General features: G+C 72.6%; 23 protein-coding genes. 10 read left to right on the forward strand and 13 right to left on the reverse strand.

Annotated features, from left to right (window positions below; translation table 11 throughout):
* Positions 1 to 71: 71 nt before the first annotated feature.
* Both AB0P35_RS15090 and AB0P35_RS15095 read right to left on the reverse strand, forming a co-directional pair.
* On the reverse strand, positions 72 to 1,712 hold the full coding sequence (locus tag AB0P35_RS15090; RefSeq protein ID WP_363510717.1) for a spermidine synthase: 1,641 nt from the start codon (positions 1,710 to 1,712) through the stop codon (positions 72 to 74).
* A gap of 154 nt (positions 1,713 to 1,866) precedes the next feature.
* A complete protein-coding gene (locus AB0P35_RS15095; protein ID WP_363510720.1) occupies positions 1,867 to 2,412 on the reverse strand; it encodes a DUF2617 family protein in 546 nt (181 codons plus the stop codon).
* 463 nt (positions 2,413 to 2,875) lie between these two features.
* On the opposite strand from AB0P35_RS15095, the gene AB0P35_RS15100 reads away from it, so the two are divergent.
* Together AB0P35_RS15100 and AB0P35_RS15105 are read left to right on the forward strand one after the other, a co-directional pair.
* On the forward strand, positions 2,876 to 3,196 hold the full coding sequence (locus tag AB0P35_RS15100; protein ID WP_363510723.1) for a hypothetical protein: 321 nt from the start codon (positions 2,876 to 2,878) through the stop codon (positions 3,194 to 3,196).
* Positions 3,138 to 3,491 carry a hypothetical protein gene (locus tag AB0P35_RS15105; protein ID WP_363510726.1) on the forward strand — a complete coding sequence of 118 codons (354 nt, stop codon included), beginning with the start codon at positions 3,138 to 3,140 and terminating at the stop codon, positions 3,489 to 3,491. The genes AB0P35_RS15100 and AB0P35_RS15105 overlap by 59 nt, the downstream gene beginning before the upstream one ends.
* Before the next feature lie 11 nt (positions 3,492 to 3,502).
* Here AB0P35_RS15105 and AB0P35_RS15110 read toward each other — a convergent pair whose 3' ends face one another.
* The 3 genes from AB0P35_RS15110 to AB0P35_RS15120 form a co-directional block, all read right to left on the reverse strand.
* Positions 3,503 to 4,663, reverse strand: a complete 1,161-nt coding sequence (locus AB0P35_RS15110) for a pyridoxal phosphate-dependent aminotransferase (protein ID WP_363510729.1) — start codon at positions 4,661 to 4,663, stop codon at positions 3,503 to 3,505.
* A 146-nt stretch (positions 4,664 to 4,809) separates the two neighbouring features.
* A complete protein-coding gene (locus AB0P35_RS15115) occupies positions 4,810 to 5,361 on the reverse strand; it encodes a YbjN domain-containing protein (RefSeq protein WP_095873945.1) in 552 nt (183 codons plus the stop codon).
* 141 nt (positions 5,362 to 5,502) lie between these two features.
* Positions 5,503 to 5,856, reverse strand: a complete 354-nt coding sequence (locus AB0P35_RS15120; RefSeq protein ID WP_363510732.1) for a beta/gamma crystallin domain-containing protein — start codon at positions 5,854 to 5,856, stop codon at positions 5,503 to 5,505.
* Between the two features lie 294 nt (positions 5,857 to 6,150).
* On the opposite strand from AB0P35_RS15120, the gene AB0P35_RS15125 reads away from it, so the two are divergent.
* Positions 6,151 to 6,456, forward strand: coding sequence for a helix-turn-helix transcriptional regulator (locus AB0P35_RS15125; RefSeq protein ID WP_179419431.1), 306 nt, complete (start codon positions 6,151 to 6,153; stop codon positions 6,454 to 6,456).
* Positions 6,453 to 7,334, forward strand: coding sequence for a hypothetical protein (locus tag AB0P35_RS15130; protein ID WP_363510735.1), 882 nt, complete (start codon positions 6,453 to 6,455; stop codon positions 7,332 to 7,334). The genes AB0P35_RS15125 and AB0P35_RS15130 overlap by 4 nt, the downstream gene beginning before the upstream one ends.
* 36 nt (positions 7,335 to 7,370) lie before the next feature.
* On the opposite strand, the gene clpB is transcribed toward AB0P35_RS15130, so the two are convergent.
* On the reverse strand, positions 7,371 to 9,974 hold the full coding sequence (clpB, locus tag AB0P35_RS15135) for an ATP-dependent chaperone ClpB (RefSeq protein WP_363510843.1): 2,604 nt from the start codon (positions 9,972 to 9,974) through the stop codon (positions 7,371 to 7,373).
* 115 nt (positions 9,975 to 10,089) lie between these two features.
* Positions 10,090 to 11,004 (reverse strand): LysR family transcriptional regulator, encoded by a 915-nt coding sequence (locus AB0P35_RS15140; RefSeq protein WP_095873950.1) that lies wholly within the window; start codon positions 11,002 to 11,004, stop codon positions 10,090 to 10,092.
* Positions 11,005 to 11,074: 70 nt separating this feature from the next.
* Here AB0P35_RS15140 and AB0P35_RS15145 point away from each other — a divergent pair, with 70 nt between their 5' ends.
* From AB0P35_RS15145 to AB0P35_RS15155, 3 genes are all read left to right on the forward strand, one after another.
* Positions 11,075 to 12,238, forward strand: a complete 1,164-nt coding sequence (locus AB0P35_RS15145) for a C4-dicarboxylate ABC transporter (protein ID WP_363510739.1) — start codon at positions 11,075 to 11,077, stop codon at positions 12,236 to 12,238.
* Positions 12,239 to 13,092: 854 nt separating this feature from the next.
* Entirely contained in the window at positions 13,093 to 14,067 is a 975-nt protein-coding gene (locus AB0P35_RS15150; protein WP_363510742.1) for a LuxR C-terminal-related transcriptional regulator, read from the forward strand.
* Between the two features lie 98 nt (positions 14,068 to 14,165).
* Positions 14,166 to 15,146, forward strand: coding sequence for a LuxR family transcriptional regulator (locus AB0P35_RS15155; protein ID WP_363510745.1), 981 nt, complete (start codon positions 14,166 to 14,168; stop codon positions 15,144 to 15,146).
* A gap of 7 nt (positions 15,147 to 15,153) precedes the next feature.
* Here AB0P35_RS15155 and AB0P35_RS15160 read toward each other — a convergent pair whose 3' ends face one another.
* A complete protein-coding gene (locus AB0P35_RS15160; protein WP_095873954.1) occupies positions 15,154 to 15,774 on the reverse strand; it encodes a hypothetical protein in 621 nt (206 codons plus the stop codon).
* Between the two features lie 348 nt (positions 15,775 to 16,122).
* On the opposite strand from AB0P35_RS15160, the gene AB0P35_RS15165 reads away from it, so the two are divergent.
* The gene (locus tag AB0P35_RS15165; RefSeq protein WP_363510748.1) at positions 16,123 to 16,314 is read left to right on the forward strand and encodes a hypothetical protein; all 192 of its coding nucleotides are present in this window, start codon (positions 16,123 to 16,125) and stop codon (positions 16,312 to 16,314) included.
* Positions 16,315 to 16,364: 50 nt separating this feature from the next.
* Here AB0P35_RS15165 and AB0P35_RS15170 read toward each other — a convergent pair whose 3' ends face one another.
* From AB0P35_RS15170 to dnaK, 5 genes are all read right to left on the reverse strand, one after another.
* Positions 16,365 to 17,378, reverse strand: coding sequence for a helix-turn-helix domain-containing protein (locus AB0P35_RS15170; RefSeq protein ID WP_095873955.1), 1,014 nt, complete (start codon positions 17,376 to 17,378; stop codon positions 16,365 to 16,367).
* Positions 17,379 to 17,608: 230 nt separating this feature from the next.
* A complete protein-coding gene (locus tag AB0P35_RS15175; protein ID WP_363510751.1) occupies positions 17,609 to 18,115 on the reverse strand; it encodes a helix-turn-helix domain-containing protein in 507 nt (168 codons plus the stop codon).
* A gap of 4 nt (positions 18,116 to 18,119) precedes the next feature.
* Positions 18,120 to 19,268, reverse strand: coding sequence for a molecular chaperone DnaJ (gene dnaJ / locus AB0P35_RS15180; RefSeq protein WP_095873956.1), 1,149 nt, complete (start codon positions 19,266 to 19,268; stop codon positions 18,120 to 18,122).
* 90 nt (positions 19,269 to 19,358) lie between these two features.
* Positions 19,359 to 19,958, reverse strand: coding sequence for a nucleotide exchange factor GrpE (grpE, locus tag AB0P35_RS15185; protein WP_363510754.1), 600 nt, complete (start codon positions 19,956 to 19,958; stop codon positions 19,359 to 19,361).
* Complete coding sequence (gene dnaK, locus AB0P35_RS15190) at positions 19,955 to 21,793, reverse strand: molecular chaperone DnaK (protein ID WP_095873958.1); 1,839 nt, start codon at positions 21,791 to 21,793, stop codon at positions 19,955 to 19,957. The genes grpE and dnaK overlap by 4 nt, the downstream gene beginning before the upstream one ends.
* 311 nt (positions 21,794 to 22,104) lie before the next feature.
* Here dnaK and AB0P35_RS15195 point away from each other — a divergent pair, with 311 nt between their 5' ends.
* Both AB0P35_RS15195 and AB0P35_RS15200 read left to right on the forward strand, forming a co-directional pair.
* Positions 22,105 to 24,321 (forward strand): 4Fe-4S dicluster domain-containing protein, encoded by a 2,217-nt coding sequence (locus AB0P35_RS15195; RefSeq protein WP_095873959.1) that lies wholly within the window; start codon positions 22,105 to 22,107, stop codon positions 24,319 to 24,321.
* A 107-nt stretch (positions 24,322 to 24,428) separates the two neighbouring features.
* Positions 24,429 to 25,553, forward strand: a complete 1,125-nt coding sequence (locus AB0P35_RS15200; RefSeq protein WP_363510759.1) for a LamG-like jellyroll fold domain-containing protein — start codon at positions 24,429 to 24,431, stop codon at positions 25,551 to 25,553.
* The last annotated feature ends 120 nt before the right edge of the window (positions 25,554 to 25,673 follow it).

Raw genomic sequence — 25,673 nt, forward strand, 5'->3', positions numbered from 1 at the left:
ACGGACGGCCCCGGAACCCCGGCCCGGTGGCTCCGCCGCGGGGCGGCCCGGGCCGACCCCCGCCGTGGGGGTCAGCCGAGCAGCCGGTACGGCGCCGGCAGCCGGGCGGGCCGCCGGGCCGCGAGGCGGGCGGCGGACTCGCGGAGCCCGTCGGTGGTGAGGGCCCGGGGCGGCGGGGCATCGCGGCCGAGGGAGAGCACGGGCTGGCTGCGGGCGGCCAGCAGGAAGGCCGGGCCGGGCTGCGCCGCGGCGTGCGGGCAGGACGGCGGCGCTCCGGGCGGTGCCTGGTAGGCGACGGTGCGCAGGCCGTCGGCGCGCAGCCCCGCCTCGGCGGTCCACAGCCCCAGGGCGACCGGACCGCCGCGGACCGCGAGGCGGCCGCCCGGGGCCAGCCGGCCGGCCGCCAGTCCGAAGAACTCCTGGCTGTGCGCCCTCCGGCCGTCGTCCCCGTGCGGCACCGGCAGGTCGGAGACGATCACGTCGAAGGCCGCGCCGCGCGACCCTCCGGCGCGGCGCAGCCAGGCCATCGGCTCGGCGTGCACGAGCCGAACCCGGGGATCGTCGTAGGCGTGCCCGGTGAGGGCGGCGAGGGCCGGGTCGCGGCGGACGAGCGAGGTGAGCGCCGCGTCCGGCTCGACCACGACGACCTCGCGGACGGCCGAGTGCCGGAGCACCTCGCGCACCGCGGGCCCGCCGCCGCCGAGCACCAGGACCCGGCCGTTGGGGGCGCCGGCCAGCGCCGGGTGGACCAGGGCCTCGCTCTCCCGGTACTCGTCAGGGCCGCAGACGGCCAGTCGCCCGCCGACGAAGAGCTCCAGCGGGCCGGCCGCGCCGGGGCCGCCGGCCAGCACGATCTCCTGGTCGCGTCCCGGTACGGCGAGGCGGATCTGCGCCCCGTACAGGGCCTGCCGGGCCGCCCGCTCGATGGCGCCGGTGAAGGCTGCCGCGCAGGCCAGGACGGCGAGCACCAGACCGCAGCCCGCCCAGAGCAGCAGCCGGGCCCGCGGCGGGGGCTCCTCGCGGAACAGCCACAGCACCACGGCCGCGCCGGCCACCGCGTTGACGGCGCCGGTGGCGAGCGCGCCGGCGGCCGGGCCGAGGGTGGGCAGCAGCAGGAACGGGAAGGCCAGGCCGCCGATCAGCGCACCCACGTAGTCGGCGGCGAACAGGTCGGCGACCGCCCGTCCGGCGTGCTCCCGGCGGATGCGCTGGACGAGCGTCATCAGCAGCGGGATCTCGGCGCCGATCAGCATCCCGATCAGGAAGGTGGTGGCGGTCAGTCCGGCGGCGGCGGTCCGGTGACCGTCCAGCCAGGCCCAGCAGGAGTACAGCGCGAGGACGGACAGCCCGCCGGTGAGCGCCAGTGCGCACTCCACCACGGCGAAGGAGGTGGCGGGGCGGCCGGCCAGCCGTTTGGCGAGCAGCGAGCCGACGCCCATCGCGAAGACCATCACGGACAGCACCAGCGAGGTCTGGGTGACCGAGTCGCCGAGCAGGGTCTGTCCGACCGCGACGAGTTCCAGCTCGTAGACGAGCCCGCAGGCGGCGCAGACGAAGGCGGCCAGCAGGACCAGGGGCCTGGCCAGCCGGTGGCGCAGGCCGGGCGGCGCGGCGCCGCCGGTCCACGGCCGGGTGAGGGCCCGGACGCGGGGTGCTTCGGCGCCGTCGTCGAGGCCCGGCCGAGCGGGTGGATCCGCCGAACGGTTGATCATGCACAAACGCTAGCGACATCGACCGCCCGCGGCGGCACCCCTTCGAAGGACACCGCACCAGACGGAGTTGACGGTTCGTCGGCGATTCCGGGCGGTGGTGCTCCGTTCGCGTGAACCGGCGGGTTCGGCGCGAACCGTCCGGCGCCCGGGCGCGTCACCCGGCGCCGCCCTGCAGCACCAGCGAGGAGCGGGTGCACACCAGCCGGCCCTCCTGCGGGTAGGCGTGCCAGGTGCGCCAGAGCACCCGCCGCTCCTCGCACTGGGCGACCAGGGCGGTGAAGGCGCACGGGTCGCCGGGGAAGATGCCCGCCAGGCCGTGCGGGTGCTCGGCCACCAGTGCCAGCAGCTCCTGGGCGCGCGCGGCGAAGGTGTGCGCCGGCAGCTCCTCGATCCGGGCCGCGAACTCGTACTCCCAGCCGGCCACCCGTTCCGCCACCCGGGCGGGCAGCGGGGTGCGCCGGCCGGGCAGGCAGGCCACCGTCTCCAGGCAGTCCCCGGGGCCGGCGGCCACCACGACCTGGTGCGAGGCGCCGAGCAGGCGCAGCTGCAGGGTGGCCGCGCCGCGTCCGGCCCCGCCGCCGGCCGGAGGGTCGAAGCTCAGCTCCCGCACGGCCAGCGCGGGCAGCGGCTCACCGCCCAACTGCCAGGCGAGGTCGCCGGCGCGGGTGTCCGTGTACGAGGTCTGCAGTGTGGTGAGCATGCTCGGCTCCGCGTTTCAAACTCCGTAACGCGCCCGCCGTCAGCGTCCGACACCACCGAAGGGCCGGCGTTCGAGGCTGTGCGGTCCAGGACGCGGCCGACCGTGGAAGGAAGGATTCCGGCTGGAGACTCAGCAGCAGAGAAGCACGAATTCTGCGGGTCCGTCGGGGATTTACCCATCCTGGACCAGCATTCACCGTTCCGGGTGGAGTCGCGGTTGCACCCCGCTCATTCGGGGTGTCGACTCTGCAAACCGTGTTCCCATGCACCCGCGCACGCGCCGTCCGCGCCGGGGGTGCGCCCGCGTACCCGATCGCCCGGAACCGTACGGGGAGCCGAGTCGTCTACCGGGGCGGCACCAGGCACATGTCCGTTCGGAGTCGGGGGGTTGGGCGTTGTCGATCGAGTTGCCGTCCGAGCTTGTGCGGATCACGGATCGCCTCGGTGGAATGCGGTGAACTCTGATGGGATGGACGGCTTGGGAGATTCCCGGCTGGCATGAGGACGAGCGGCTCCGGGAGTTCTACAGGAACGCTTTCCATCCGGAGCTGATCGACGACATCGCGGTGTATCGCGATTCTGCGCGGAACGGCGGCCCGTACGCGGACCGGCTGCGCGCGAGCCTGGAATACCTGCTGGACGAGCGGCCCGCGTCGACCAAGGAGTGGTGGAGCCTCACCCGGTACTCGTTCCAGTCGGAGGACGAACTCTACGGATTCCTCGCGGATGTCCACGCCTGTTTCTACGGCGATCGCGCCGAGCCGCCGATCGCTCCTGCGCCCTGACGAGTGCCGGGCGTGGACCGGCGCTTCGTGCTTCTGCGCGGGCATCCTCGGGGTCGAGGCGGTCGATGACCTCGGCGAGTTGCGCGACACGTTCGACGCCGCCCGGCCCGACTACCGCGACGTCATCAGGGCGGGCCTGCTGTACGTGGTGAAGAACCGTCCGCTGTCGGTGGACCAGTGGTACCGGCAGACCCATGTGCGCTTTCCCGACCGGCAGCAGCCGACCGCTTACCCGGCTCAGGTCCGTGCCTGCCTCTTCGACAACTTCGATGCCGTGCCGCCGGCCCCCCAGTAGCGCGGGCGCGCTCAGAGCCGCCGCAGCCGCTCGACGGCATCCTGGAGGACCTCGTCGCGCTTGCAGAAGGTGAAGCGGACGAGGGAGCGGCCCTCGTCGGTGTTGTCGTAGAAGACGGCGTTCGGGATGGCGACCACGCCACAGCGCTCGGGGAGGGAGCGGCAGAACTCCACGCCGTCCTTCTCGCCGAGCGGGGTGATGTCGGTGGTGATGAAGTACGTGCCCTCGGGGACGAAGACCCGGAAGCCGGCCTCGGCCAGGCCGTCGGCCAGCAGGTCGCGCTTGCGGAGCAGGTCGGCGCGGAAGCCCGCGAAGTACTCGTCGGGCAGCCGCAGCGCCTCGGCGACGGCGTACTGGAACGGGCCGGCGCTCACATAGGTGAGGTACTGCTTCGCGGTGCGGACGGCCGCCACCAGCTCCGGGGCGGCGGTGACCCAGCCGACCTTCCAGCCGGTGAAGGAGAAGGTCTTGCCAGCCGAGGAGATCGAGACGGTGCGCTCGCGCATCCCCGGCAGGGCCGCGATCGGATGGTGGCCGCCGCTGAACACCAGGTGCTCGTAGACCTCGTCCGCGACCACCAACAGGTCGTGCTCGACCGCGAGTTCGGCGATGGCGCGGAGCTCGTCAGGGCTCAGCACCAGACCGGTCGGGTTGTGCGGGGTGTTGATCAGCAGCAGTCGGGTGCGCGGAGTGATCAGCGCGCGCAGCTCGTCCAGGTCGGGACGGAAGGCCGGCGGGCGCAGGGTGAGCGGCACCCGGGTGGCCCCGGCCATCGCGATGCAGGCCGCGTAGGAGTCGTAGAAGGGTTCGAAGGCGATGACCTCGTCGCCCGGCTCCAGCAGGGCGAGCAGGGCCGCCGCGATGGCCTCCGTGGCGCCGGCGGTGACCAGCACTTCGGTGTCCGGGTCCCAGGAGAGGCCGTGGAAGCGCCGCTGGTGCTCGGCGACCGCTGCCCGCAGCTCCGGGATGCCGGGACCGGGCGGGTACTGGTTGCCGCGGCCCTCCCGCAGTGCCCGCACCGCCGCCTCGCGGACCTCCTCCGGACCGTCGGTGTCCGGGAAGCCCTGTCCGAGGTTGATCGACCCGGTCGCCGTGGCCAGCGCGGACATCTCCGCGAAGATCGTCGTGCCCAGGCCGGACAGGCGGCGGTTGAGCAGGGGCCGGGCTTCCATGGCGTCTCCAGCGGTGTCGTCGGCGGCTGGGCCCACCGTAGTGCCCGGGCCGGGCCGTTCCCAGTGGCCCGCGCGGCGGCCGGGAACAGGTCGGGCCCGCACCCCGGCGAACCGGTGGTGCGGGCCCGACCGCGGACCTGGCGGGATCAGGCGTCCTCGCCGCCGTCCTCGGGCTTGTCGCCCTCCTCGATGTCGTCCTGCAGGCCGAGGCGCTCGATCATCCACTGCTCGAAGCCGACCGAGGCCTGCGTCCAGTTCGCGGTGGTGGTCACGAAGTACTCCAGGCTCACACCGGTGCCGACGATCATCTGCGACTCGCCGATCAGGCGGACGACGCCGTCCTCGTGGGTGTGGGTGTAGACCTTCGGCCAGAGGGTCTCGCGGTTCCACTCGTCGACGAGGTCGAGGATCTCGCCCTTGCGCTCCAGCGGGTACGCGCGGTCGTAGAAGGCGCGGACCGCGAAGAGCTCCTTCTGGTCGCCGCGGAACATGTAGTAGACGCGGAAGCCGTCCCAGGGAGCGGTGAGGTCGCCCTCCTCGTCGATCACGTGCTTCAGCTGCATCTGGTCCAGCAGCTGCGCCACCAGGTTCTGGTCCGGCACGATCACCGGCGGCGGGCCTGCGGGGGCGCCGCCGGGCTGGCCGCCCTGCGGCGGCTGGGCGCCGAACGACGGGATGGACGACGGGTCGATGCTCATGGGGTCCTCAATCTCACAGCACGGGGGGTGGTCGGCGATGAGAGACCGCCTCCATGTCCCATCCTGCCTCATCGGGCGCCCCGGGCACAGGGCCTCCCGGCGGCGGCCGGGCGTGCCGCCGCCGTCGGGAGGTCGCCCTGGTCAGAAGATCTGAAGCCAGCGGACGGTGCCCTCGGCCCCGTTGTCGTAGTAGTGGTCGTCCTCCCAGGTCCACGGGTCGAGGTGCCGGGTGACCCCGCCGTTGACGCTGGTGTAGTAGTACAGCAGGTTGTTGCCGGAGTAAATGTTGTCGACGTTGTAGATGGTCACGTCGGCGTAGCCCGCGTTGGCGAAGCACAGGTGGCCGGACCACCCGTAGTTGTAGATGTTGACGAAATCCGACCGTCCGGCGCAGTTGACCCGGTTGATCGCCGAGGCTCCGGTGGCGGGCAGGGCGAGGACGAGGGCTGCTGCGGCTGCCGCGGTGAGGGCGGCCTGCTTCCAGCGGAGTCTCATGCGGTCACCGTTCTGTGCGGGGCCGGCGGGCCGGCCGGGGTCGGTCGTGGCCGACCGGATACTCGCAACCGGGCCGCCCGGTCGCCCAGGTGGTTGACCGGACGTTGGCGGGCAGAACGCCCGGTGGCCGCCGACAAACCAGACGCTTGAGTGATTCATGTCACGCCGTAGACGATCCGAACGCGTTGCCGCCCGCCACGACGGCGGTTAGTTTGCGGTGCAACCCTCCCGGCGGCGCCAAGTTGCGCCGCCGGACGTCCGGTTGGGTGCATCGACTGACGAGGGAGTCGTACGGTGGGGGATTTCGGGACGGGGGCGTCGCAGGACCGGCTGGGGATGCTGCTGCGCAGCCACCGGCTGGACCGGGGGATGACCCAGGAGGAGCTGGGGGCGGCGTCCGGCATGAGCGTGCGGTCGATCCGGGACCTGGAACGCGGGGTCTCCTGCCCGCGGATCTCGACGCTCCGGCTGCTCGCGCACACCTGGCAGCTGACCGAGGCGCAGCGTGCCGAACTGCACCGGTTGGCGCGCGCCAAGCGGGACGGCGCCGTCGCGCTCCGGGACGGCGCCGCGCACCGCGACAGCGGGGTGCGGCCGTGAGGACGGGCCCCGGCCGGAGGCCCGCGGGCGTACCGATGCGGGCCGCGGCGACCGGTGCGGCGCTGCTCGCTCTGGCCGGGTGCGGCGGGGGAGCGGGCGGCACGGCCGCCCCGGCGCTCACCCCGCCCCCGCTCGGAACGCCCACCGCCCCGCCCTCGGGGCGCGAGGGGATGCTGGCCCTCCCGCTGTCCGCCTACGGGACGGACCGCGAGCAGGACGCCCGCCGGCAGCAGGCGGTCCGCGCGCTGACCGCCGACTGCATGCACACGGCTGGCTGGGCGGACTTCACCCGGGACGACGCGCTGGACAGCGGGGGCGCGGTCCCGGACGCGGCGGCGCTGCCGGCCGGCGCCTTCGGCTACCTGCGGGCCGAGGTCGCCGCCGTCCAGGGCTTCCACGGGCCGACGGCGGCGGCCCCGGCGCGCACGCCGAGACCGCCGGCCTCCGAGGCGGAGGGCACGGCGGCCCAGGAGTGCGTGAAGAAGGCGCTGACCGCCGTCCGGCCGGCCGACACCTCCGGGTCGGAGCTGGTGAACACGCTGTTCGGGCAGTCGCTGGACGCCACCGGCCGGGACGCCCGGGTGGTCGGGGCCACCCGGGCCTGGTCGGCCTGCATGAAGGACGCGGGGTTCGCCGAGGCGAGCCCGGACGGCCTGGTGGCCCGCTACCACGGCCCCGGCCGGCCGACCGCCGAGGAGCTGGCCGCCGCCACCGCGGACGAGCGCTGCACCGCGGCCGGCAACCTGGCCGGGGTCTGGTTCGCGGTGCTGGCCGGCTACCAGCGGCAGCTGATCGACGCCAACCAGGAGCGGCTGGCGGCCTACCGGAAGTCGCTCGCCGAGCAGACGGCGGAGCTCACCCGGCTCGCCGGGTCCTGACCAGGACCGGCCGGGGCGGGCCCGGCCGGCGGCGGGTCACTTCACCAGCGAGGGCTTCGGCCCGACCGACAGCCGGTCGTGCTCCTCGTCCCGGTCGACCAGCACCGTGTCGCCGTCGTGCACCCGGCCGGAGAGGATCTCCTTCGCCAGCTGGTCGCCGATCGCGGACTGGACCAGGCGCCGCAGCGGCCGGGCGCCGTAGGCCGGGTCGTAGCCGGTGATCGCCAGCCAGTCCCGGGCGGCCGGGGTGACCTCCAGGGCGAGCCGGCGGTCGCGCAGCCGCTCGGAGAGCCGCGACACCTGCAGGTCGACGATCCGGCTGAGCTCGCCGGTGCCCAGCGGGTCGAAGACCACGATGTCGTCGAGCCGGTTGAGGAACTCCGGCTTGAAGGCGGTGCGGACCGTCTCCAGGACGAGTTCCTTCTTCCGCTCGTCCGGCGTGGCCGGGTCGACCAGGAACTGGCTGCCCAGGTTCGAGGTCAGGATGAGGATCGCGTTGCGGAAGTCCACGGTGCGGCCCTGGCCGTCGGTGAGCCGGCCGTCGTCCAGCACCTGGAGCAGCACGTCGAAGACCTCCGGGTGGGCCTTCTCCACCTCGTCCAGCAGCACCACGCTGTACGGGCGGCGCCGGACGGCCTCGGTGAGCTGGCCGCCCTCCTCGTAGCCGACGTACCCGGGCGGGGCGCCGACCAGGCGGGAGACCGAGTGCTTCTCGCCGTACTCGCTCATGTCGATGCGGACCATCGCCCGCTCGTCGTCGAAGAGGAAGTCGGCCAGCGCCTTGGCGAGTTCGGTCTTTCCGACGCCGGTCGGGCCGAGGAACAGGAAGGAGCCGGTCGGCCGGTCCGGGTCGGCGATGCCGGAGCGGGTGCGGCGCACCGCGTCCGAGACGGCCTCGACGGCCTCGGCCTGGCCGATCAGGCGGCGGCCGATCTCCTCCTCCATCCGCAGCAGCTTGGCGCTCTCGCCCTCCATCAGCCGGCCGGCCGGGATGCCCGTCCAGGACGCGACCACGTCGGCCACGTCGTCCGGGCCGACCTGCTCCTTGACCATGGAGGCGGTCGGCTCGTCCGCCGCGCGGTCCTGCGCCTCGGCGAGTTCGCGCTCGGCGGCCGGGATCTCGGCGTACATCAGCTTCGAGGCGCGCTCGAAGTCGCCGTCGCGCTGGGCCCGTTCGAGGCCACCGCGGAGGTCGTCCAGGCGCTCCTTGAGCTCGCCGACCCGGTTGAGGGACTTCTTCTCCTGCTCCCACCGGGCGGTGAGGACGCTCAAGTGCTCCTGCTTGTCGGCGAGATCGCGGCGCAGCCGGGCGAGCCGGTCGACCGAGGCCGGGTCGGACTCCTTCTCCAGCGCGAGCTCCTCCATCCGCAACCGGTCGACGGCGCGCTGGAGTTCGTCGATCTCGACGGGTGACGAGTCGATCTCCATGCGCAGCCGGGAGGCGGCCTCGTCGACCAGGTCGATGGCCTTGTCCGGCAGGAAGCGGGCGGTGATGTAGCGGTTGGACAGGGTGGCCGCGGCGACCAGCGCCGCGTCCGAGATCTCCACCTTGTGGTGCGCCTCGTAGCGGCCCTTGAGGCCGCGCAGGATGGCGATGGTGTCCTCGACCGAGGGCTCGCCGACCATGACCTGCTGGAAGCGGCGCTCCAGGGCTGGGTCCTTCTCGATCCGCTCGCGGTACTCGTCGAGGGTGGTCGCACCGACCATCCGCAGCTCGCCGCGGGCGAGCATCGGCTTGAGCATGTTGCCGGCGTCCATCGCGGAGTCGCCGCCGGCGCCCGCGCCGACCATGGTGTGCAGCTCGTCGATGAAGGTGATGACCTGGCCGTCGCTGTCCTTGATGTCGCTCAGGACGGCCTTCAGGCGCTCCTCGAACTCGCCGCGGAACTTCGCGCCGGCCACCATCGCGGAGAGGTCCAGCGCGACCAGGCGCTTGCCGCGCAGCGACTCGGGCACGTCCCCGGCGACGATCCGCTGGGCGAGGCCCTCGACGACGGCCGTCTTGCCGACGCCGGGCTCGCCGATCAGCACCGGGTTGTTCTTGGTGCGGCGGGACAGCACCTGGACGACCCGGCGGATCTCGGTGTCCCGGCCGATCACCGGGTCGAGCTTGCCGTCGCGGGCGGCCTGGGTGAGGTCGGTGCCGTACTTCTGCAGCGCCTTGTAGGTGCCCTCCGGGTCCTGCGAGGTGACCCGGGCGCTGCCGCGGACGTCCTTGAACGCCGCCAGCAGGGCCTTGGCGGTGGCGCCCTGCTGCTTGAGCAGCTCGGCGACCGCGCCGCCCTCGGCGGCGAGGCCCACCATCAGGTGCTCGGTGGAGAGGTACTGGTCGTCCAGGTCCGCGGCGCGCTTGCCGGCCTCCTGCAGCACGGCCAGGGTGTCGCGGGCCAGCTGCGGGGCGGCCACGGTCGAACCCTGAGCGGTGGGCAGGGCGGCGAACTGCTGGCGGGCGGCGGCGGTGGTCCGGGCGGGATCCGCGCCGACGGCCTCCAGCAGCGGGCGGGCGATGCCCTCGGGCTGCTCCAGCAGCGCCAGCAGGACGTGCACCGGCTTGACGTCCGGGTGTCCTGCGGCGCTGGCCTGCCGGATCGCGGCGGACAGGGCGTCCTGCGTCTTGCTGGTGAACTTGCCGGCATCCACTGGTGGCGTGCTCCTTCCGAGCGGGTCGAGATCTGCCTTGTACAGCATCCAGTAAGTTGAGTCTATTCCGCTCAACTTTCGGAGTCCAGTGGGTACCGGACCCGTCACCGGCTGTTCATCCCCGCCGGGTCGGCTCCCGGGTCAGCCCGAGCAGCAACCGGGCCGGTCCGGTCGGTCGGCGGCCGACCGGCCACACCGCCCGCAGCGGCCGGTGCAGGTCCAGCCCCTCCACCGGCACGGCTACCAGGCGCCGGGTGGCCAGCTCCTCCATCACGGCCAGCTCGGAGAGGCAGACCGGCCCGGCGCCGGTCATCGCCGCCGCCTTCAGCGCCGTGGAGGAGGCCAGCTCCAGCCGGGGCGGCGCCGTCCCGCCGTGCGGTGCGAGCGCCAGGTCCAGCACCTCGCGGGTGCCCGAGCCGGGCTCCCGCAGTACCAGCGGGGTGGCCGCCAGCTCGTCCGCGGTGAGCGGTCTGCGGCGGCGGGCCCAGGGGTGCTCCGGCGCCACCACCACGACGAGCCGGTCGGCGGCCACCACCGCGCCGGAGAGCCCCGGCGGGGTGCCCGTCCCCTCCACGAAGCCGAGGTCGGCGTCGCCGGCCAGGACGTGCGCCGCGACGTCCGCCGAGTTCGCCGTCCGCAGCGTCACCGCGGTGTCCGGACTCGCCTTGTTCAGCGCCAGCAGCCACCCCGGCATGAGGTACTCGGCGACCGTCAGGCTCGCCACCACCACCAGCCGGGCGTCCCGGCGGCCGCGCAGGGCGTCGATCCCGGCGTCCAGCGCCTGCGCCGCCTCCACCACGCTGCGCGCCCACTCGACCACCAGCAGCCCGGCCTCGGTGGGCCGCGAGCCGCGCGGCGAGCGCTCCAGCAGGGCGACCCCGATCTGCCGTTCCATGCCGCGGATCCGGGCGCTCGCGGCGGGCTGGCTCACCCCGAGCTCCGCGGCGGCCCGGCCCACGCTGCCCAGCCGGGCCACCGCCAGCAGGAGCTCCAGCGCGCCGATGTCGGGGACCCGCGAGGAGAGAGGCATACAGCCAGGTTATGTCCTCATAGATCGCGGGCGGCTACCGGCCGCGCGGCCCCGGACGGAGGCTGCTGCCATGGCCACCCTCACCGCTCCCGCCGCCGGCAGTGCCGCCGTGCCGCTCCCCGTCCCCGTGCCGCCCCCGGAGCCGCCCCCGGCCCGGCCGGGCCTCGGCCGGCTCGGTCCGAACTGGTACGCCGCGGTCATGGGCACCGCGATCGTCGCCACCGGCGCGGCCGCCCTGCCGGTGGGCCTGCCGGGGCGGACGGGCTTCGCGGCGGCCGTCTGGCTGGCCGCGGCGGCGGCGCTGGCGGCGGTCGCGGCGGCCCGGGTGGTCCAGCTCGTGCGGCACCCCGGCACCTTCCGCGCCCAGCTGCTGGACCAGCCCGCCACCGCGGTCTTCCAGGGCTGTCCGCCGATGGCGCTGCTCGCGGTCGGGCACGCCACCCTGGTGGCGGGCGCCCCGGTCGTCGGCGGCCGCGCCGCCGTCGCCGCCGACCTCGCGCTCTGGTGCGCCGGGGCGCTGTACGCGGTCGCCGTCGCCGCCGGCATCCCGTATCTGATGATCACCCGGCACCGGCTCCCGGTGCGCGCGGCCGACCCGACCTGGTTGCTGCCCGCGGTCGCGCCGCTGGTCGCCGCCTCGGCCGGCTCGGCGCTGGTCCCGCACCTGGCGCGGCCCTGGCGGCCGGTGCTGCTGTACACGGGCTGCGGGCTGCTCGGGGCCGGGCTGCTCGGGGTGGGGCTCCTGCTGCCGGTGGTCTTCGCCGGCCTGCTGCAGGGACGGCTCCCGGTGGTGCTGACCCCGTCGCTCTTCCTCGTCCTCGGTCCGCTGGGGCAGTCCGCCACCGCGGCCGGCGGGCTTGCCGATGCCGCCGGCGCGGCGGCCCCCGCGCTCGCCGGCCCGGGCCGGGCGCTCTCGGTGCTGTACGGCGTCGCGGTGCTCGGCTTCGCCCTGCTCTGGCTCTGCCCGGCTGCCGCCGCGAACCTGCGCGCCTTGCGTGCCGGGATGCCGTTCGCGATGACCTGGTGGGCCTTCACCTTCCCGGTGGGCACCCTGGTGACCGGCTTCGCCGCACTGGCCCGGCACACCGGCTTCGGTGGCTTCGGCGGTCTCTCCGCGGGCCTGTACGCCCTGCTGCTCGGCGCCTGGGCGGTGGCCGCGACGCGCACCGTGGCCGGGCTCCCGGTGATGTGGCGGGCGGCGGCGGCCCGGGCGGCGGCGGCCCGGAATCCCTGATCCGCCGGCCGTCCCGCCCGTCCGATGCCTTCCGCGTCGTGGCGGGGAACACATCGCGCGGCGATTTGCGATTTCTCCGCGCGGGCCTTCCGGCGGGGCCGGTGCGGACGGTCGGAATCCGGTCCCGGATGCTCGGTGCACGAATCCCTCGGCGGCCATTCCCGGATTTTCGGACAGGCGTCCGGAGGGTGGTGGCACGCGGTGCCACCCACGGGCCGCCGCCCAGGTCGGAGCCGCTGCGGCAGGCGCGGCCGAACCGGACAGGTGTACGATCCCGCACCCCGGGGGAGGTGGCCGGGCGAATTCCCCCGCAGGGGGGGATCGGCCGTGTGGAGGGCTCACGGACACCGAATGAACGTTTGGTGGGCACCGCACCCCGCTCGGACACCCCGGATGTCCTGCGGACCGGAGATTTCCGTTCCGTCGCGCGGGTCGGAGACTGCAAGTTCCTGCACTTGCGGAAACCTGCAGGCGGTGGCCACTTGTGACTCGGCCGTCACGCTGTGAGGGTGGAACCACGCCAGCCGTCCGGGCAACCGCAGCCCGAGGACGGCGACTTGCTCTTCAGTGTGGGTGGTGGTGCATCCGCGCCGCCACCACGGGGGGAAGAGCGCCGGCCGGGACGCCATGTGTGGTGATGGCCCCCGAAACCGGACCCGGCGAGGCGTTGCTGCTCCGCCTCGCAGGAAGCGCCATCGGCAACGGCGTGACATGACGGGTCCCCCGGCTCGGCGCGCTCCTGCGCGCCGAGCCGGGGGACACGTCGAACCGGGGTACCGAATCCCTCCCGATCCGAACTTGTTGAGATCATGATCCGACATCGAGGGGAAAGTTCGGCAGGGAGAGTTTCTTAGGTGGCTGCGGAACCGATGGACCGGGGCGCCGGACTGCCCGACGAGGCGGGCCGTGGGCTCTACCTCGCCGTCCTCTCACAGGGCGGCCGGATTCCGCTGTCCACCGTCCCCGAACAGGACCGGGCCGCGGTCGACCAGCTCGTCGCGGTCGGCCTGCTCGTGCCCAACCCGATCGACGGCGCCTATGTGGCGGTAAGCCCGCGCGCGGTCGGCGAGCGGATCGGCTCGGAGATGCGCTCCGCCGCCGCGGACCTGCTCTGGCGGGCCGAACGGCTCGGCGCCGATCTCGACCCCCTCACCCGCGCCTACGACTCGCTGCCCCGGCAGAGCGACGACCCGCAGCGCGCCACCTACGTCGACGGCCGCGAACGCATCCGCCACCGGATCGCCGAACTCGTCTCCGACTGCAAACAGGAGATGCTCACCACCCAGCCCGGCCCCCGGCAGCCGGCCACCATCACCCTCGCCCGCGCGCAGGACCTCGCCCTGGTGCAGCGCGGCGCCCGGATGCGCACCCTCTACCAGCCGCAGGTCCTCGCCGAGCCCTGGACGCTCGGCTACGCCGCCGAACTCACCGAGCAGGGCGCCGGACTGCGCGTCCTGGACGAGCCCTTCGAGCGGATGCTGATCATCGACCGGTCGGTCGCGGTGGTGCCCGCCGCCGACGACTACAGCCGCGCCGCCTTCATCTCCGACCCGGCGGCCGTCGCCTTCCTGGTCAAGAGCTTCGAACGCGACTGGTCCCGCTCCGACGTCGTCCAGTGGGCCGAGGTCGACGCCCCCGCCGTCGCCGCCTCCGCCGCCAATCGGGTCGGCCGGCTGCTCGCCCAGGGCCTCACCCAGCGCGCCGTCGCCACCCGGCTGGGGCTCAGCGAGCGCACCGTCGCCGGGCACATCTCCCGGCTGCGCGAGAAGTACGGCGCCCAGACGCTCTTCCAGCTCGGCTGGCTGATGCGGGGGAGCCGCCGTGACTGACCGTCCCCGTCCGGCGGAACCGCGCCTGACATGTCCTGTGACGTTTTCCGCTCGCAGACGCTCTTTCACCATGGGACGGTCACAGCGGGGAGAGCGGCATGGCTGACAACGGCGCGGGAGCGCTCCCGAACGAGCGGGAACGGGCCCTCTACCGGGCCGTCCTGGGCCAGGGCGGCCGGGTGATGTTCCGCGACGCCCTCGCGGAGGACCCGGAGGCGGTGCTCCGGCTGGTCGAACTGGGCTTCCTGGTGCACCACGCCGAGGACGCCTCGCTCACCGCGGTCAATCCGCGGACCGTCAGCGACCGGCTCAGCGCCGAACTGCGCTCGGCCGGCACCCGGATGCTGCTGCGCGCCGAGGAGATGCCCGGCGCGGTGGAGGACCTCGCCCAGGCCTACGACTCCACCCCGCCGAGGGTCGACCGCACCGGCGAGGTCCAGCACGTGCACGGCTTCGGGCAGATCCGGCACCGCATCCTGCAGCTGGAGGCGGACGCCCGCGAGGAGGGGCTGGCACTCCAGCCCGGCGGCGCCCGCCCGGCCGGACACCTGACGGCCGGACTGGACCGCGCCCGGGCCTTCCTGGCCCGCGGGGCCTCGCTGCGCACGGTCTACCACCCCGGCGCGCGGCTGGACGAGGCGACCGCCGGCTACGCCGCCGACCTCACCGAGCTCGGCGCCCGGTTCCGCATCCTCGCCGAACCCTTCACCCGGATGCTGGTCTTCGACCGCCGGATCGCGGTGATCCCCGCCGCGGCCGACAACAGCACCGCGGCCTTCGTCGAGGACCCGGCGGTGGTCGGGTACCTGGTGGGCGTCTTCGAGCGCGACTGGGAGCGCGCCGAGCGGGTGCAGTGGCGGACCGCCCCGCAGGACGGCGGCGGCCTCCCGGTGCACGAGCAGGTCGGCCGACTGCTGGCACAGGGGCTGACCCAGCGCACCGTCGCGAGCCGTCTCGGCCTCGGCGAGCGGACGGTGGCCGCCCACATCGCCCGGCTGCGCGAGCTCTACGGCGCGGAGACTCTCTTCCAGCTCGGCTGGCAGATGCGCGCCGACACGGCCGAGGAGCGCCCGAAGTGACGTCGCGTCAGCCGGTGGCGATCCCCGGGGACCAGTAGCCGAAGGAGTCGCCCTTCGACTGCCGCGGCACCGGGAACTGCTCGCCCGGGGCGGTCCAGAAGCCCTCGCGCAGCGACAGCGCCATGCCGGCCCAGTCCAGCGCCGTCTCCACGGTGTGCTGCAGGGCGTCCTGCGACCAGCTGTCGTCGAACACCAGCGGCAGCACCGGGGCGACCTGCTCGATGGTCGCGATCAGCGGGTTGTGCGTGATCGCCTCGTCCACCAGCAGCACGATCGGCTTGCGCAGCGCCGACGCCCAGCCCAGCTCCAGGCTGACACCGGCCGACAGCGGCGCGCCGACGTAGGCGAAGACCAGGTCCGCGGTCTGCAGGGCCCGGAAGTCGGAGGGCACCCGCGGCTCGGGGGCGCGGCCGGCCACCGTCCAGGCGTCGCTGTGGTGGGCGCTGTAGACCGCGGCGCCGCTGCGCAGCAGGGTGGTCCGCAGGGTGGTCAGCCGAGTGCGGCTGGCCAGCGTCACCACGCTGTCGGCCGGACCGGTGAGCCGCATGAGCGGCGCGGCCAGGAAGACCCGTGCGCGCCGGCCCTCGGAGCTCTGGGCGGTGCGATGGCGCAGGTAGGGCTCACTCATGTCGACTCCGGGGATTGGCCGCTGGCTGGTCTGACGTCCTGCGAGCGATGGTGTCCGGGCTCGCCCCGAGGCGAGTTCCGCTGTGGTGTGGTCGGGGGGAGCGGTGCCGTCGTGGCTGCTCGGGCGCCGCGGATGTGGTGTGACCGTGCCGATCGTCCAACGTTCGTGACCGACAAGTCCACCGGCACGTGGTGTCATATGGCTGCCTGGCATCGAGATGACGCACCCGCGGGAATGCGCCGATCGTGACACTGACCGTGCTCTTGCGGCATGATTTGGGTCAATGTTCGAGACTTCTCTATTCACTCGGTAGGCAATACCAGAGGAGGGATCGTCGCAATGTCTCGTATGCGCCGGTTTGTTCGGCTCGCCATCGTGCCAGTTGTCATGGGTGCGGCGATATTGACGGGTAGTAATCCAGCGGCTGCCGACAGCGCGTGGACGCTTCGTAGCGTGCACGCCGTCAAGGCGCCGGTGGCGGAGGACGCGCAGGCCGGATCGGTCACGCTGCTGCTGCTGGACGACTCCGCCTGGACCTGAGGCGGCGAGGGTACTGCTCCCGGGCGGGACGGGGCGCCCGGGCCCGACCGTCAGCCGAAGTCGGCCTGGTCGGCCGGTGAATCCTTGGCCGAGCGGGCGAGTACCCAGCCGAGCTGGAAGAGCGACTCCACCTGGTAGTCCTCGCGCATCTCCGCGATGTGGCGGGCGAGCGTGCGCTCGCTGATGCCCAGTCGGCGGGCGATGACGCGGTGATTGATTCCCTTGAGCATCAGATCGATGATCGTCTGCCGCAGCCGGGAAACCACCTGGGGCGGAACTGTCGGTGAGCCGTCAAAATCCAGGGCCCGACTCCAGTTCCGCTCGAAGACCTCCTCGATCAGGTAGCTGATGACGGCCTGATCGTGAATGAACGCGGCCAAGTTGAGATCCTCGGCCACCGGGATCACCGCGGTCCGCCGATCGATCACGATCAATCTGGTGTAGGGCTCGTCGAGCGTTCGGACCCGCCCGCCGGCCGCGGTTATCGAGGCGACATAGTCGCGGGTGGGCGCGTGATACCGGGTGCTCGGGTGGTAGATCGTCCGAATGGTCGCCCCGCGGCGCAGAGTTTCGAGATCGCGGGCGATGACTCCGGCCAGTGCCTCCGGGGGGCGGGGGCCGCCCGGTTGGGCCGCGAGCATCTCCTCCGAGCAGCCGCTGACGAGCTGGCCGAGCCGCTGGTTTATCAGCACTTTGCCGTGGACGTATTCGATGATGCCGCCCGCCTTGCGCGGGGTGCGGAAGTCCTCGGCGAGGTCCTGGAGGTCGGCCGGCAGGGCCACCGCCCGCTGCAGCAGGTCGAGCGCCTTCCGCTGCCAGAGGCTGGTCAGCCGGGCCGAGAGCTGCTCGGGGTCGACGGCCACCAGGACGGCCGGGTCGTCAGTGTCCGGGACGAGCAGCCCGATGTCGAGGAGTTCGTCCAGCGCCTTGCCGTCGCCGGGCGTGTGCTCGTCCGGTGATATGCGCCCGTGCGACGTCAGGACGGTGCGGTAGAGCTGGCGGGCCTCGCTCGACAGGACGCCCAGCCCGCGTGGGGTGAGGCCCGGTTCGTCGGTCTCACTCATCAGGCTCCTTGCCATCGGTCAAACCGGTGCGGCGCGGCCGGTACCGCTTCTCCGGGGATCATAGGCGCCGTGGAGCTGCGGGGAGCCCTCGCGCCGGACATTCCCGCCGCCCGCGGACACCGGTGGAGCGAACTGTCTCATTCGACACCCGGCCGCCGGCACCCCCCGGGAGGAGGGAACCGGCGGCCGGGGGCGGTGCCGAGTGTCGGTGCGGGGCCTGCTGGCCGGCGTCAGCGCTTGGGGCGCCACACCACCAGGGCGCTGGACTGCTGCACCTGCTGGTACGGCACCAGGTCGCGGCGGTAGGACGCGTGCACCGCCGCCTCGCGCTGCTGGATGGCGGTGGCGGCGCCGTCGAGGGCGTCCGCGAGCTCGGCCACCCGGGCCTGGAGGGCGGCGACCTGGTTCTCCAGCTCGATGATCCGCTTGATGCCGGCCAGGTTGATGCCCTCGTCCTGGGAGAGCCGCTGGACCTCGCGCAGCTGCTGGATGTCGCGGGCCGAGTAGCGGCGGCCGCGGCCGGCCGTGCGGTCGGGCGAGACGAGACCGAGCCGGTCGTACTGGCGCAGGGTCTGCGGGTGCAGGCCGGAGAGCTCCGCGGCGACCGAGATCACGTACACCGGGGTTTCCTCGGTCAGCACGTACTGCGGGGCCGGGTTGCCGCGAGGGCGGCGCGGCGCCGAGCCGGGCAGGCCCTCGCCGATGCCGGGGCCGATCGGGCCGTCGGGGGTCGTCATCTGGTCACGCTCCCTCCGCCGCCTTGAAGAGGGCGGCACGCGGGTCGTCCGAGGCGGTGGCCTCGCGGTACTGCTCCAGTGCGCTCAGCGCGTCTCCGGTGACGTGCTTGGGGACGACGACCTCGACGGTGACCAGCAGGTCGCCGCGGGTGCCGTCCTTGCGGGTGGCGCCCTTGCCGCGGGCCCGCAGGGTCAGGCCGTTGGCGCTGCCGGCCGGCAGCTTGAGCTTCACCGCGGGGCCGTTCAGGGTGGGCACCTCGATGGTCCCGCCGAGAGCGGCCTCGGGGAAGGTGACCGGCACGGTCACCGTGAGGTTGTCGGCCTTGCGGCCGAACACCGGGTGGGCGTCCACGTGCACCGTGACGTAGAGGTCGCCGGGCTGGCCGCCGCGCTCGCCCTGGGCGCCCTTGCCCTTGAGGCGGATCCGCTGGCCGTCCTGCACCCCGGCCGGGATGCGCACCTGCATCGTCCGCGCCGAGGAGGCGCGGCCGCTGCCGTGGCACACCGTGCAGGGGTCGTCGACGATCATGCCGCGGCCCTTGCAGTCGCGGCACGGGTCGGAGAGCGCGAAGGCGCCCTGGCCGCGGCTGACGGTGCCCGCGCCGACGCAGGTCGGGCAGACCCGCGGGGTGGTGCCGGACTTCGCGCCGGTGCCGGCACAGGCGCGGCACGGGGCCTGACTGGTCATCCGCAGCGGGACGGTCGCGCCGTCCACCGCCTCGACGAAGGAGAGCGTCACCTCGGTCTCGACGTCGGCTCCGCGCCGCGGCTGGGCCTGACGGCCGCCGCCGCCACGGTTGAACAGGCCGCCGAAGACGTCGCCGAGCCCGCCGCCGCCCCCGCCGGAGCCGGAGAACAGGTCGCCGAAGTCGAAGTTGTAGTTGCCGCCGGCGCCGCCGGGGCGGAAGCCGCCGTTGCCGAACAGGCTGCGGGCCTCGTCGTACTCCTTGCGGCGCTTCTCGTCCGAGAGGACGTCGTACGCCTCGGAGATGTCCTTGAACCGCTCCTCGGCCTTGGCGTCACCCTTGTTGGCGTCCGGGTGGAACTCGCGGGCCAGCTTGCGGTAGGTCTTCTTGATCTCGGCCGCGGTGGCGTCCTTGGGCACGCCGAGGACCTTGTAGTAGTCCTTCTCCACGTAGTCCTTGGTGCTCATGGCTGCCGCCACCTCCCGAAAAATGTCTGCACGGCGCTGCGGAGTCGCACCCCGACGAGGTCGGCGTACGACTCCGCAGAGCACAGATTGTCAGCTGTCCGCCGCACCGTCACCCTTGGCGGACTCCGGCTTGTCGGCGTCCGGGGCGGACGTGGTCTGGGTGCCCGGCTGGGGCTCCGCGACCGCGACCATCGCCGGGCGGATGATCCGCTCGCCGATCCGGTAGCCCGGCTGGAGGATCTGCACGCAGGTGTCCTCGGTGACGTCCGAGGAGTAACTGTGCATCAGCGCCTCGTGCAGCGTCGGGTCGAAGGGCTCGCCCTCCTTGCCGAACTGCTGCAGGCCCAGCTTCGCCACCACGGTCTCCAGCGACTCGGCGACCGACTTGAAGCCGCCCGTCACCTCGCCGTGCTCACGGGCGCGGCCGATGTCGTCCAGCACCGGGATCAGCGACTCCAGGATGTTGGAGACGGCGATCTCCCGGACCGTCAGACGGTCGCGCTCGACCCGCTTGCGGTAGTTCTGGTACTCGGCCTGAAGACGCTGCAGGTCGGCCGTCCGCTCGCCCGCCTCGCGCTTGGCGGCGGCGAGCTCGTCGGCGCCCGAGACAGCCTCCTCGGCCGCCTTCAGAACGGCCTCCTCCGCAGCGGAGTCGTCGCCGGGCTCGCCGCCCTGCGCCTTCTCCGTCATGCGGCACCGCCCTTGGGCTTCTCGTCGTCGATGATCTCGGCGTCGACCACGTCGTCGTCCTTGGCGCCGGCAGCCTCGCCGGCACCGGCCGCACCGGCGGCGTCGGCCTGCGCGTAGAGCGCGGCGCCGAGCTTCTGGGCGGTGGTGGAGACCTTCTCGGTGGCCTCGCGGATCGCCGCGATGTCCTCGCCCTTCAGCGCCTCCTTGAGCTCGCCGATGGCGGTCTCGACCTCGGTCTTGACGTCGGCGGGGAGCTTGTCGGCGTTGTCGGCGATGAACTTCTCGGTCGAGTAGACGAGCTGCTCGCCCTGGTTGCGGGTCTCCACGGCCTCGCGGCGCTTGTGGTCCTCGTCCGCGTACTGCTCGGCCTCGCGGCGCATGCGGTCGACCTCGTCCTTCGGCAGCGAGGAGCCGCCGGTGACGGTCATCTTCTGCTCCTTGCCGGTGCCGAGGTCCTTCGCGGCCACGTGCATGATGCCGTTGGCGTCGATGTCGAAGGTGACCTCGATCTGCGGCAGGCCGCGCGGCGCCGGCGGCAGGCCGGTCAGCTCGAACATGCCGAGCTTCTTGTTGTACGCCGCGATCTCGCGCTCGCCCTGGTAGACCTGGATCTGCACGGACGGCTGGTTGTCCTCGGCCGTGGTGAAGATCTCCGAGCGCTTGGTCGGGATCGTGGTGTTGCGCTCGATCAGCTTGGTCATGATGCCGCCCTTGGTCTCGATGCCGAGGGACAGCGGGGTGACGTCGAGCAGCAGGACGTCCTTGACCTCGCCCTTGAGGACACCGGCCTGGAGCGAGGCGCCGATGGCGACGACCTCGTCCGGGTTGACGCCCTTGTTGGCGTCCTTGCCGCCGGTCAGCTCGCGGACGAGCTCGGCGACGGCCGGCATACGGGTCGAGCCGCCGACCAGGACCACGTGGTCGATCTCGGACAGCTGGATGCCGGCGTCCTTGATGACGTTGTGGAACGGGTGCTTGCAGCGCTCCAGCAGGTCCGCGGTCAGCTGCTGGAACTGGGCCCGGGTGAGCTTCTCGTCCAGGTGCAGCGGGCCCTCGGCGGAGGCCGTGATGTAGGGCAGGTTGATCGAGGTCTCGGAGGAGGAGGACAGCTCGATCTTGGCCTTCTCGGCCGCCTCGCGCAGACGCTGGACGGCCATCTTGTCCTTGGACAGGTCGACACCGTGGCCGGCCTGGAAGGTCTTCACCAGGTGGTCGACGACGCGCTGGTCCCAGTCGTCACCACCGAGGTGGTTGTCACCGTTGGTGGCCTTCACCTCGACGACGCCGTCGCCGATCTCCAGCAGGGACACGTCGAAGGTGCCACCGCCGAGGTCGAAGACCAGGATGGTCTGGTCGTCCTTGTCCAGGCCGTACGCCAGGGCGGCGGCGGTCGGCTCGTTGACGATGCGCAGGACGTTCAGACCCGCGATCTCACCGGCCTCCTTGGTGGCCTGGCGCTCGGAGTCGTTGAAGTACGCCGGGACGGTGATGACGGCGTCGGTGACCGTCTCGCCCAGGTAGGACTCCGCGTCCCGCTTCAGCTTCTGCAGGATGAAGGCGGAGATCTGCTGGGGGTTGAAGTCCTTGCCGTCCAGGTTGATCTTCCAGTCGGTGCCCATGTGGCGCTTGACCGACCGGATGGTCCGGTCCACGTTGGTGACCGCCTGGCGCTTGGCGACCTCACCCACCAGGACCTCGCCGTTCTTGGCGAAGGCGACGACGGACGGCGTGGTCCGAGCGCCCTCGGCGTTGGTGATGACCGTGGGCTCACCGCCCTCAAGAACGCTGACGACAGAGTTCGTCGTACCGAGGTCGATGCCGACCGCGCGTGCCATCGTAAATACCTCCATGGGAGAGTTGAGCGTTACGCACTCAAGCATGCACGACCGATCGGACACCGTCAACAGCCATGAGTCGGCGTCGCTCAACTTTGCTGCGCCGCATCTGGAAGGAGCCTGGTCGGGCGTGGTCGGCGCTCCGGTGCGGCCGGATGGGTGAGTATGTCCTTAGTGACTGCCGCCATACCTTGAGCATCTTCTGGAGGGCTGCTACGGAGCGGTAAGGTCCGGGCGTTGGGTCGATAAGTTACCGACCAGTACACTGAGGCGACCCCTCTACACCCCCAGCCGCTGGAGACGGAGAGCCGATGCAGCTAGCAGCGATCGTCATCTCGCTGGTCACCACTGTGATCGGCACTGCGCTCGCCGCCCGGGCGGCCGCGTACATCTACAAGGTCGTACGGACCGGCCAGTCCGACGGTACCCGCTTCGGGCAGCCCGCCCAGCGGGTGAAGACCGTGGCCACCGAGTTCCTCGGCCACACCCGGATGAACCGCTGGGGGGTCGTCGGCGTCGCCCACTGGTTCGTCGCCGTCGGCTTCTTCTCGCTGGTGCTCACCCTGGTGAACGCCTTCGGCCAGCTCTTCGACGCCGAGTTCGTGCTGCCGGTCATCGGTCACTGGTTGCCCTGGAACATCTTCGTCGAGCTCATCGGCACCCTCACCACGCTCGGCATCCTCGCGCTGATCGTGATCCGGCTGCTCAGCCTGCCCTCCCGGGCCGGCCGCAAGTCCCGCTTCGCCGGCTCGATCGCCTGGCAGGCCTTCTACGTCGAGTACACCATCCTCGGCATCGGCCTCTGCATCATGATGCTGCGCGGCCTGGAGGGCGCCCTGGAGGGCGTCGACTCCTACGACCCGACGTACCTGATCTCGTACCCGATCACCGCCGCCTTCGACGGTGTCGCCCACGGCACGCTGGTCAACCTGGTCTACGTCTTCGCGATGCTGAAGATCTGCATCTCCTTCGCGTGGGCGATCACCATCGGCATCAACCCGTCGATGGGTGTGGCCTGGCACCGCTTCCTCGCCTTCTTCAACATCTACTTCAAGCGCGAGGAGGACGGCGGCACGGCGCTCGGCGCGCTGCGTCCGATGACCAGCGGCGGCGAGCCGATCGACTTCGAGGACCCGGCCGACGACGCCGTCTTCGGTGTCTCCCAGGTCGAGCACTTCTCCTGGAAGGGCATCCTCGACTTCTCCACCTGCACCGAGTGCGGCCGCTGCCAGTCGCAGTGCCCCGCCTGGAACACCGGCAAGCCGCTCTCGCCGAAGCTGCTGATCATGAGCCTGCGCGAGCACGCCTTCGCCAAGGCGCCCTACCTGCTCGCCGGTGGCGGCAAGTCCATGGAGGGCGAGGAGAAGGCCACCGCCGAGCAGCTCAAGGACGTCCCCGCCGCGGCCCTCGCCGAGGCCGAGCGCCCGCTCGTCGGCACCGCCGAGGAGGGCGGTGTCATCGACCCCGACGTCCTGTGGTCCTGCACCACCTGCGGCGCCTGCGTCGAGCAGTGCCCGGTCGACATCGAGCACATCGACCACATCGTCGACATGCGCCGCTACCAGGTCATGATCGAGAGCTCCTTCCCGACCGAGGCCGGGACGATGCTCAAGAACCTGGAGAACAAGGGCAACCCCTGGGGCATGGCCACCAAGGCCCGCCTCGACTGGGTCAAGGAGCTCAAGAAGGAGACCGGGATCGAGGTCCCGGTCATCGGCCAGGACATCGACCCCGCCGAGGTCGAGTACCTCTACTGGGTCGGCTGCGCCGGCGCCCTGGAGGACCGCGCGAAGAAGACCACCAAGGCCTTCGCCGAGCTGCTGCACACCGCGGGCGTGAAGTTCGCGATCCTCGGCAAGGAGGAGTCCTGCACCGGTGACTCCGCCCGCCGCCTCGGCAACGAGTTCCTCTTCCAGATGCTCGGCGCGCAGAACGTCGAGACCCTGAACGCCGCGCTGGAGGACGCCCCGGTCAAGCGGATCGTGGCCACCTGCCCGCACTGCTTCAACACCATCGCCAACGAGTACCCGCAGCTCGGCGGGCACTTCGAGGTCATCCACCACACCCAGCTGCTGCAGCACCTCATCGACGAGGGCAAGCTGATCCCGGTCAACCCCGTCGAGGGCCTGATCACCTACCACGACCCGTGCTACCTGGGCCGCCACAACAAGGTCTACAGCCCGCCGCGCGAGATCATGGACAAGGTCCCGGGCCTGCGCCAGCAGGAGATGCACCGCCACAAGGAGCGCGGCTTCTGCTGCGGCGCCGGCGGCGCGCGGATGTGGATGGAGGAGCGGATCGGCAAGCGCATCAACACCGAGCGCGTCGACGAGGCGCTGTCCCTCAACCCGGACATCGTCTCCACCGCCTGCCCGTTCTGCCTCGTCATGCTCTCCGACTCGGTCAACGGCAAGAAGAACGAGGGCGCGGCCAAGGAGCACCTGAAGGTCGTCGACGTGGCCCAGCTGCTGCTCGACTCCGTCAAGGCCACGCCCGTCGAGCCCGAGCCCGAGACCGTCCAGGCCTGACACACCCCGGCACGACGAACCGGCACGACGGCCCGGCCCCGTACGCCCCCGCGGCGCACGGGGCCGGGCCGCGTCCGGCCCCGGACGGTGCCCTAGCATGAGCGCCCATGAGCGATGGCGGGGGCACAGCGCACAACGGCAGCGGCGGCATACCCGGGCCCGGGAGCCCGCCGCACGGCACGGACCCGGCGGGAACGGGACGGCCCGCCTACCTGCTGCCCGCGGTGGGCATCGCGCCGCCCGGCGGCCCGACACCGGACTGGGCCGCGCTCGCCGAGGCCAACGAACGGCAGCACCGCCGCCGCAGGCTGCTGATGACCGGTGGCGCCGTGGCCGGCGTGCTGGCCGTCGCGGGCATCGTCACCACGGCCCTCCTGCTGCGTCAGGACGCCCCGGACGGGCCGCGGGCCGCCGAACCCACCGCGGCGGCCACCCTCGCCGTGGACGGCCCGCCCAGCGCGGTACCGAGCGCCTCGGCGGCGCCCTCCGGATCCCCGTCCGGCTCCGCCCCGGCCTCGCCCTCCACGACGGGCAGCCCCTCCGCGACCCGGTCCGCCGCCCCCAGCGCGGCGCAGACCCGGCTCGACGACGTCCGCGGCACCCGCCCGGCCTCCCTCGGCCCGGCCGCAGCCGTCGGCACCGCGCCCGGCCGCACCGGCCCCGCCCTGCTGCTGCACGGCAGCGCCGACGGCTGGGCGCAGACCTCCGCCGCGGTCGTCGACACCTCCAAGAGCTTCACCGTCTCCGCGGTGGTGCGGAACAACGCGGCCACCGGCGCCCGCGCCGTCGTCAGCCAGGGCACCGGCAGCTACTACTCGTTCTACCTGGGCCGGGACTACTGGGGCAGCCACAACCAGTGGGTGTTCAAGGTGCAGACCGCGGCCGGCGGCGAGGACAGCACCAGCCGCCAGGCCTTCTCCACCGGCCAGGCCACCACCGGCCAGTGGGTGATGCTCACCGGTATGTACGACGCCGGCAGCAAGCAGATCCGGCTGTACGTCAACGGCGCACTCGCCCAGACCACCTCCGTGTCGGGCATCTGGCAGACCACCGGCCCCCTGCAGATCGGCCGCACCCGCTGGAAGAACACCTGGACCGACCACTGGGACGGCGCCCTCACCGACGTGCAGATCTGGAACCAGGCCCTCCCCGCCGAGCGTGTCTCCCAGCTGTGGAACACCGGTGGCACGAACGCCGGCACCCAGCCCACTGCCGGATGGCTGCTGCCCTGACGCACCGGATCCGCGGCGTCCCCGTTTTGTCGGGAAGACACAACGGGGGACCGTGCGGAGGGGGGCGCCTCGGGAGGAAATACAGTAGGCGCTGGACACGCGGTCTGCGGGTCCGCTGGT

The sequence above is a fragment of the Kitasatospora sp. NPDC085879 genome, assembly GCF_040686255.1.
Classification (GTDB): Bacteria; Actinomycetota; Actinomycetes; order Streptomycetales; family Streptomycetaceae; genus Kitasatospora.

What these genes read in the sequence shown, in the direction of transcription:
- AB0P35_RS15090 (WP_363510717.1), bottom strand. Translation starts at nt 1,712, where the DNA reads ATGATCAACCGTTCGGCGGATCCACCCGCTCGGCCGGGCCTCGACGAC.
- AB0P35_RS15095 (WP_363510720.1), bottom strand. Translation starts at nt 2,412, where the DNA reads ATGCTCACCACACTGCAGACCTCGTACACGGACACCCGCGCCGGCGAC.
- AB0P35_RS15100 (WP_363510723.1), top strand. Translation starts at nt 2,876, where the DNA reads ATGGGATGGACGGCTTGGGAGATTCCCGGCTGGCATGAGGACGAGCGG.
- AB0P35_RS15105 (WP_363510726.1), top strand. Translation starts at nt 3,138, where the DNA reads ATGTCCACGCCTGTTTCTACGGCGATCGCGCCGAGCCGCCGATCGCTC.
- AB0P35_RS15110 (WP_363510729.1), bottom strand. Translation starts at nt 4,663, where the DNA reads ATGGAAGCCCGGCCCCTGCTCAACCGCCGCCTGTCCGGCCTGGGCACG.
- AB0P35_RS15115 (WP_095873945.1), bottom strand. Translation starts at nt 5,361, where the DNA reads ATGAGCATCGACCCGTCGTCCATCCCGTCGTTCGGCGCCCAGCCGCCG.
- AB0P35_RS15120 (WP_363510732.1), bottom strand. Translation starts at nt 5,856, where the DNA reads ATGAGACTCCGCTGGAAGCAGGCCGCCCTCACCGCGGCAGCCGCAGCA.
- AB0P35_RS15140 (WP_095873950.1), bottom strand. Translation starts at nt 11,004, where the DNA reads ATGCCTCTCTCCTCGCGGGTCCCCGACATCGGCGCGCTGGAGCTCCTG.
- AB0P35_RS15145 (WP_363510739.1), top strand. Translation starts at nt 11,075, where the DNA reads ATGGCCACCCTCACCGCTCCCGCCGCCGGCAGTGCCGCCGTGCCGCTC.
- AB0P35_RS15155 (WP_363510745.1), top strand. Translation starts at nt 14,166, where the DNA reads ATGGCTGACAACGGCGCGGGAGCGCTCCCGAACGAGCGGGAACGGGCC.
- AB0P35_RS15160 (WP_095873954.1), bottom strand. Translation starts at nt 15,774, where the DNA reads ATGAGTGAGCCCTACCTGCGCCATCGCACCGCCCAGAGCTCCGAGGGC.
- AB0P35_RS15165 (WP_363510748.1), top strand. Translation starts at nt 16,123, where the DNA reads ATGCGCCGGTTTGTTCGGCTCGCCATCGTGCCAGTTGTCATGGGTGCG.
- AB0P35_RS15170 (WP_095873955.1), bottom strand. Translation starts at nt 17,378, where the DNA reads ATGAGTGAGACCGACGAACCGGGCCTCACCCCACGCGGGCTGGGCGTC.
- AB0P35_RS15175 (WP_363510751.1), bottom strand. Translation starts at nt 18,115, where the DNA reads ATGACGACCCCCGACGGCCCGATCGGCCCCGGCATCGGCGAGGGCCTG.
- dnaJ (WP_095873956.1), bottom strand. Translation starts at nt 19,268, where the DNA reads ATGAGCACCAAGGACTACGTGGAGAAGGACTACTACAAGGTCCTCGGC.
- grpE (WP_363510754.1), bottom strand. Translation starts at nt 19,958, where the DNA reads ATGACGGAGAAGGCGCAGGGCGGCGAGCCCGGCGACGACTCCGCTGCG.
- dnaK (WP_095873958.1), bottom strand. Translation starts at nt 21,793, where the DNA reads ATGGCACGCGCGGTCGGCATCGACCTCGGTACGACGAACTCTGTCGTC.
- AB0P35_RS15195 (WP_095873959.1), top strand. Translation starts at nt 22,105, where the DNA reads ATGCAGCTAGCAGCGATCGTCATCTCGCTGGTCACCACTGTGATCGGC.
- AB0P35_RS15200 (WP_363510759.1), top strand. Translation starts at nt 24,429, where the DNA reads ATGAGCGATGGCGGGGGCACAGCGCACAACGGCAGCGGCGGCATACCC.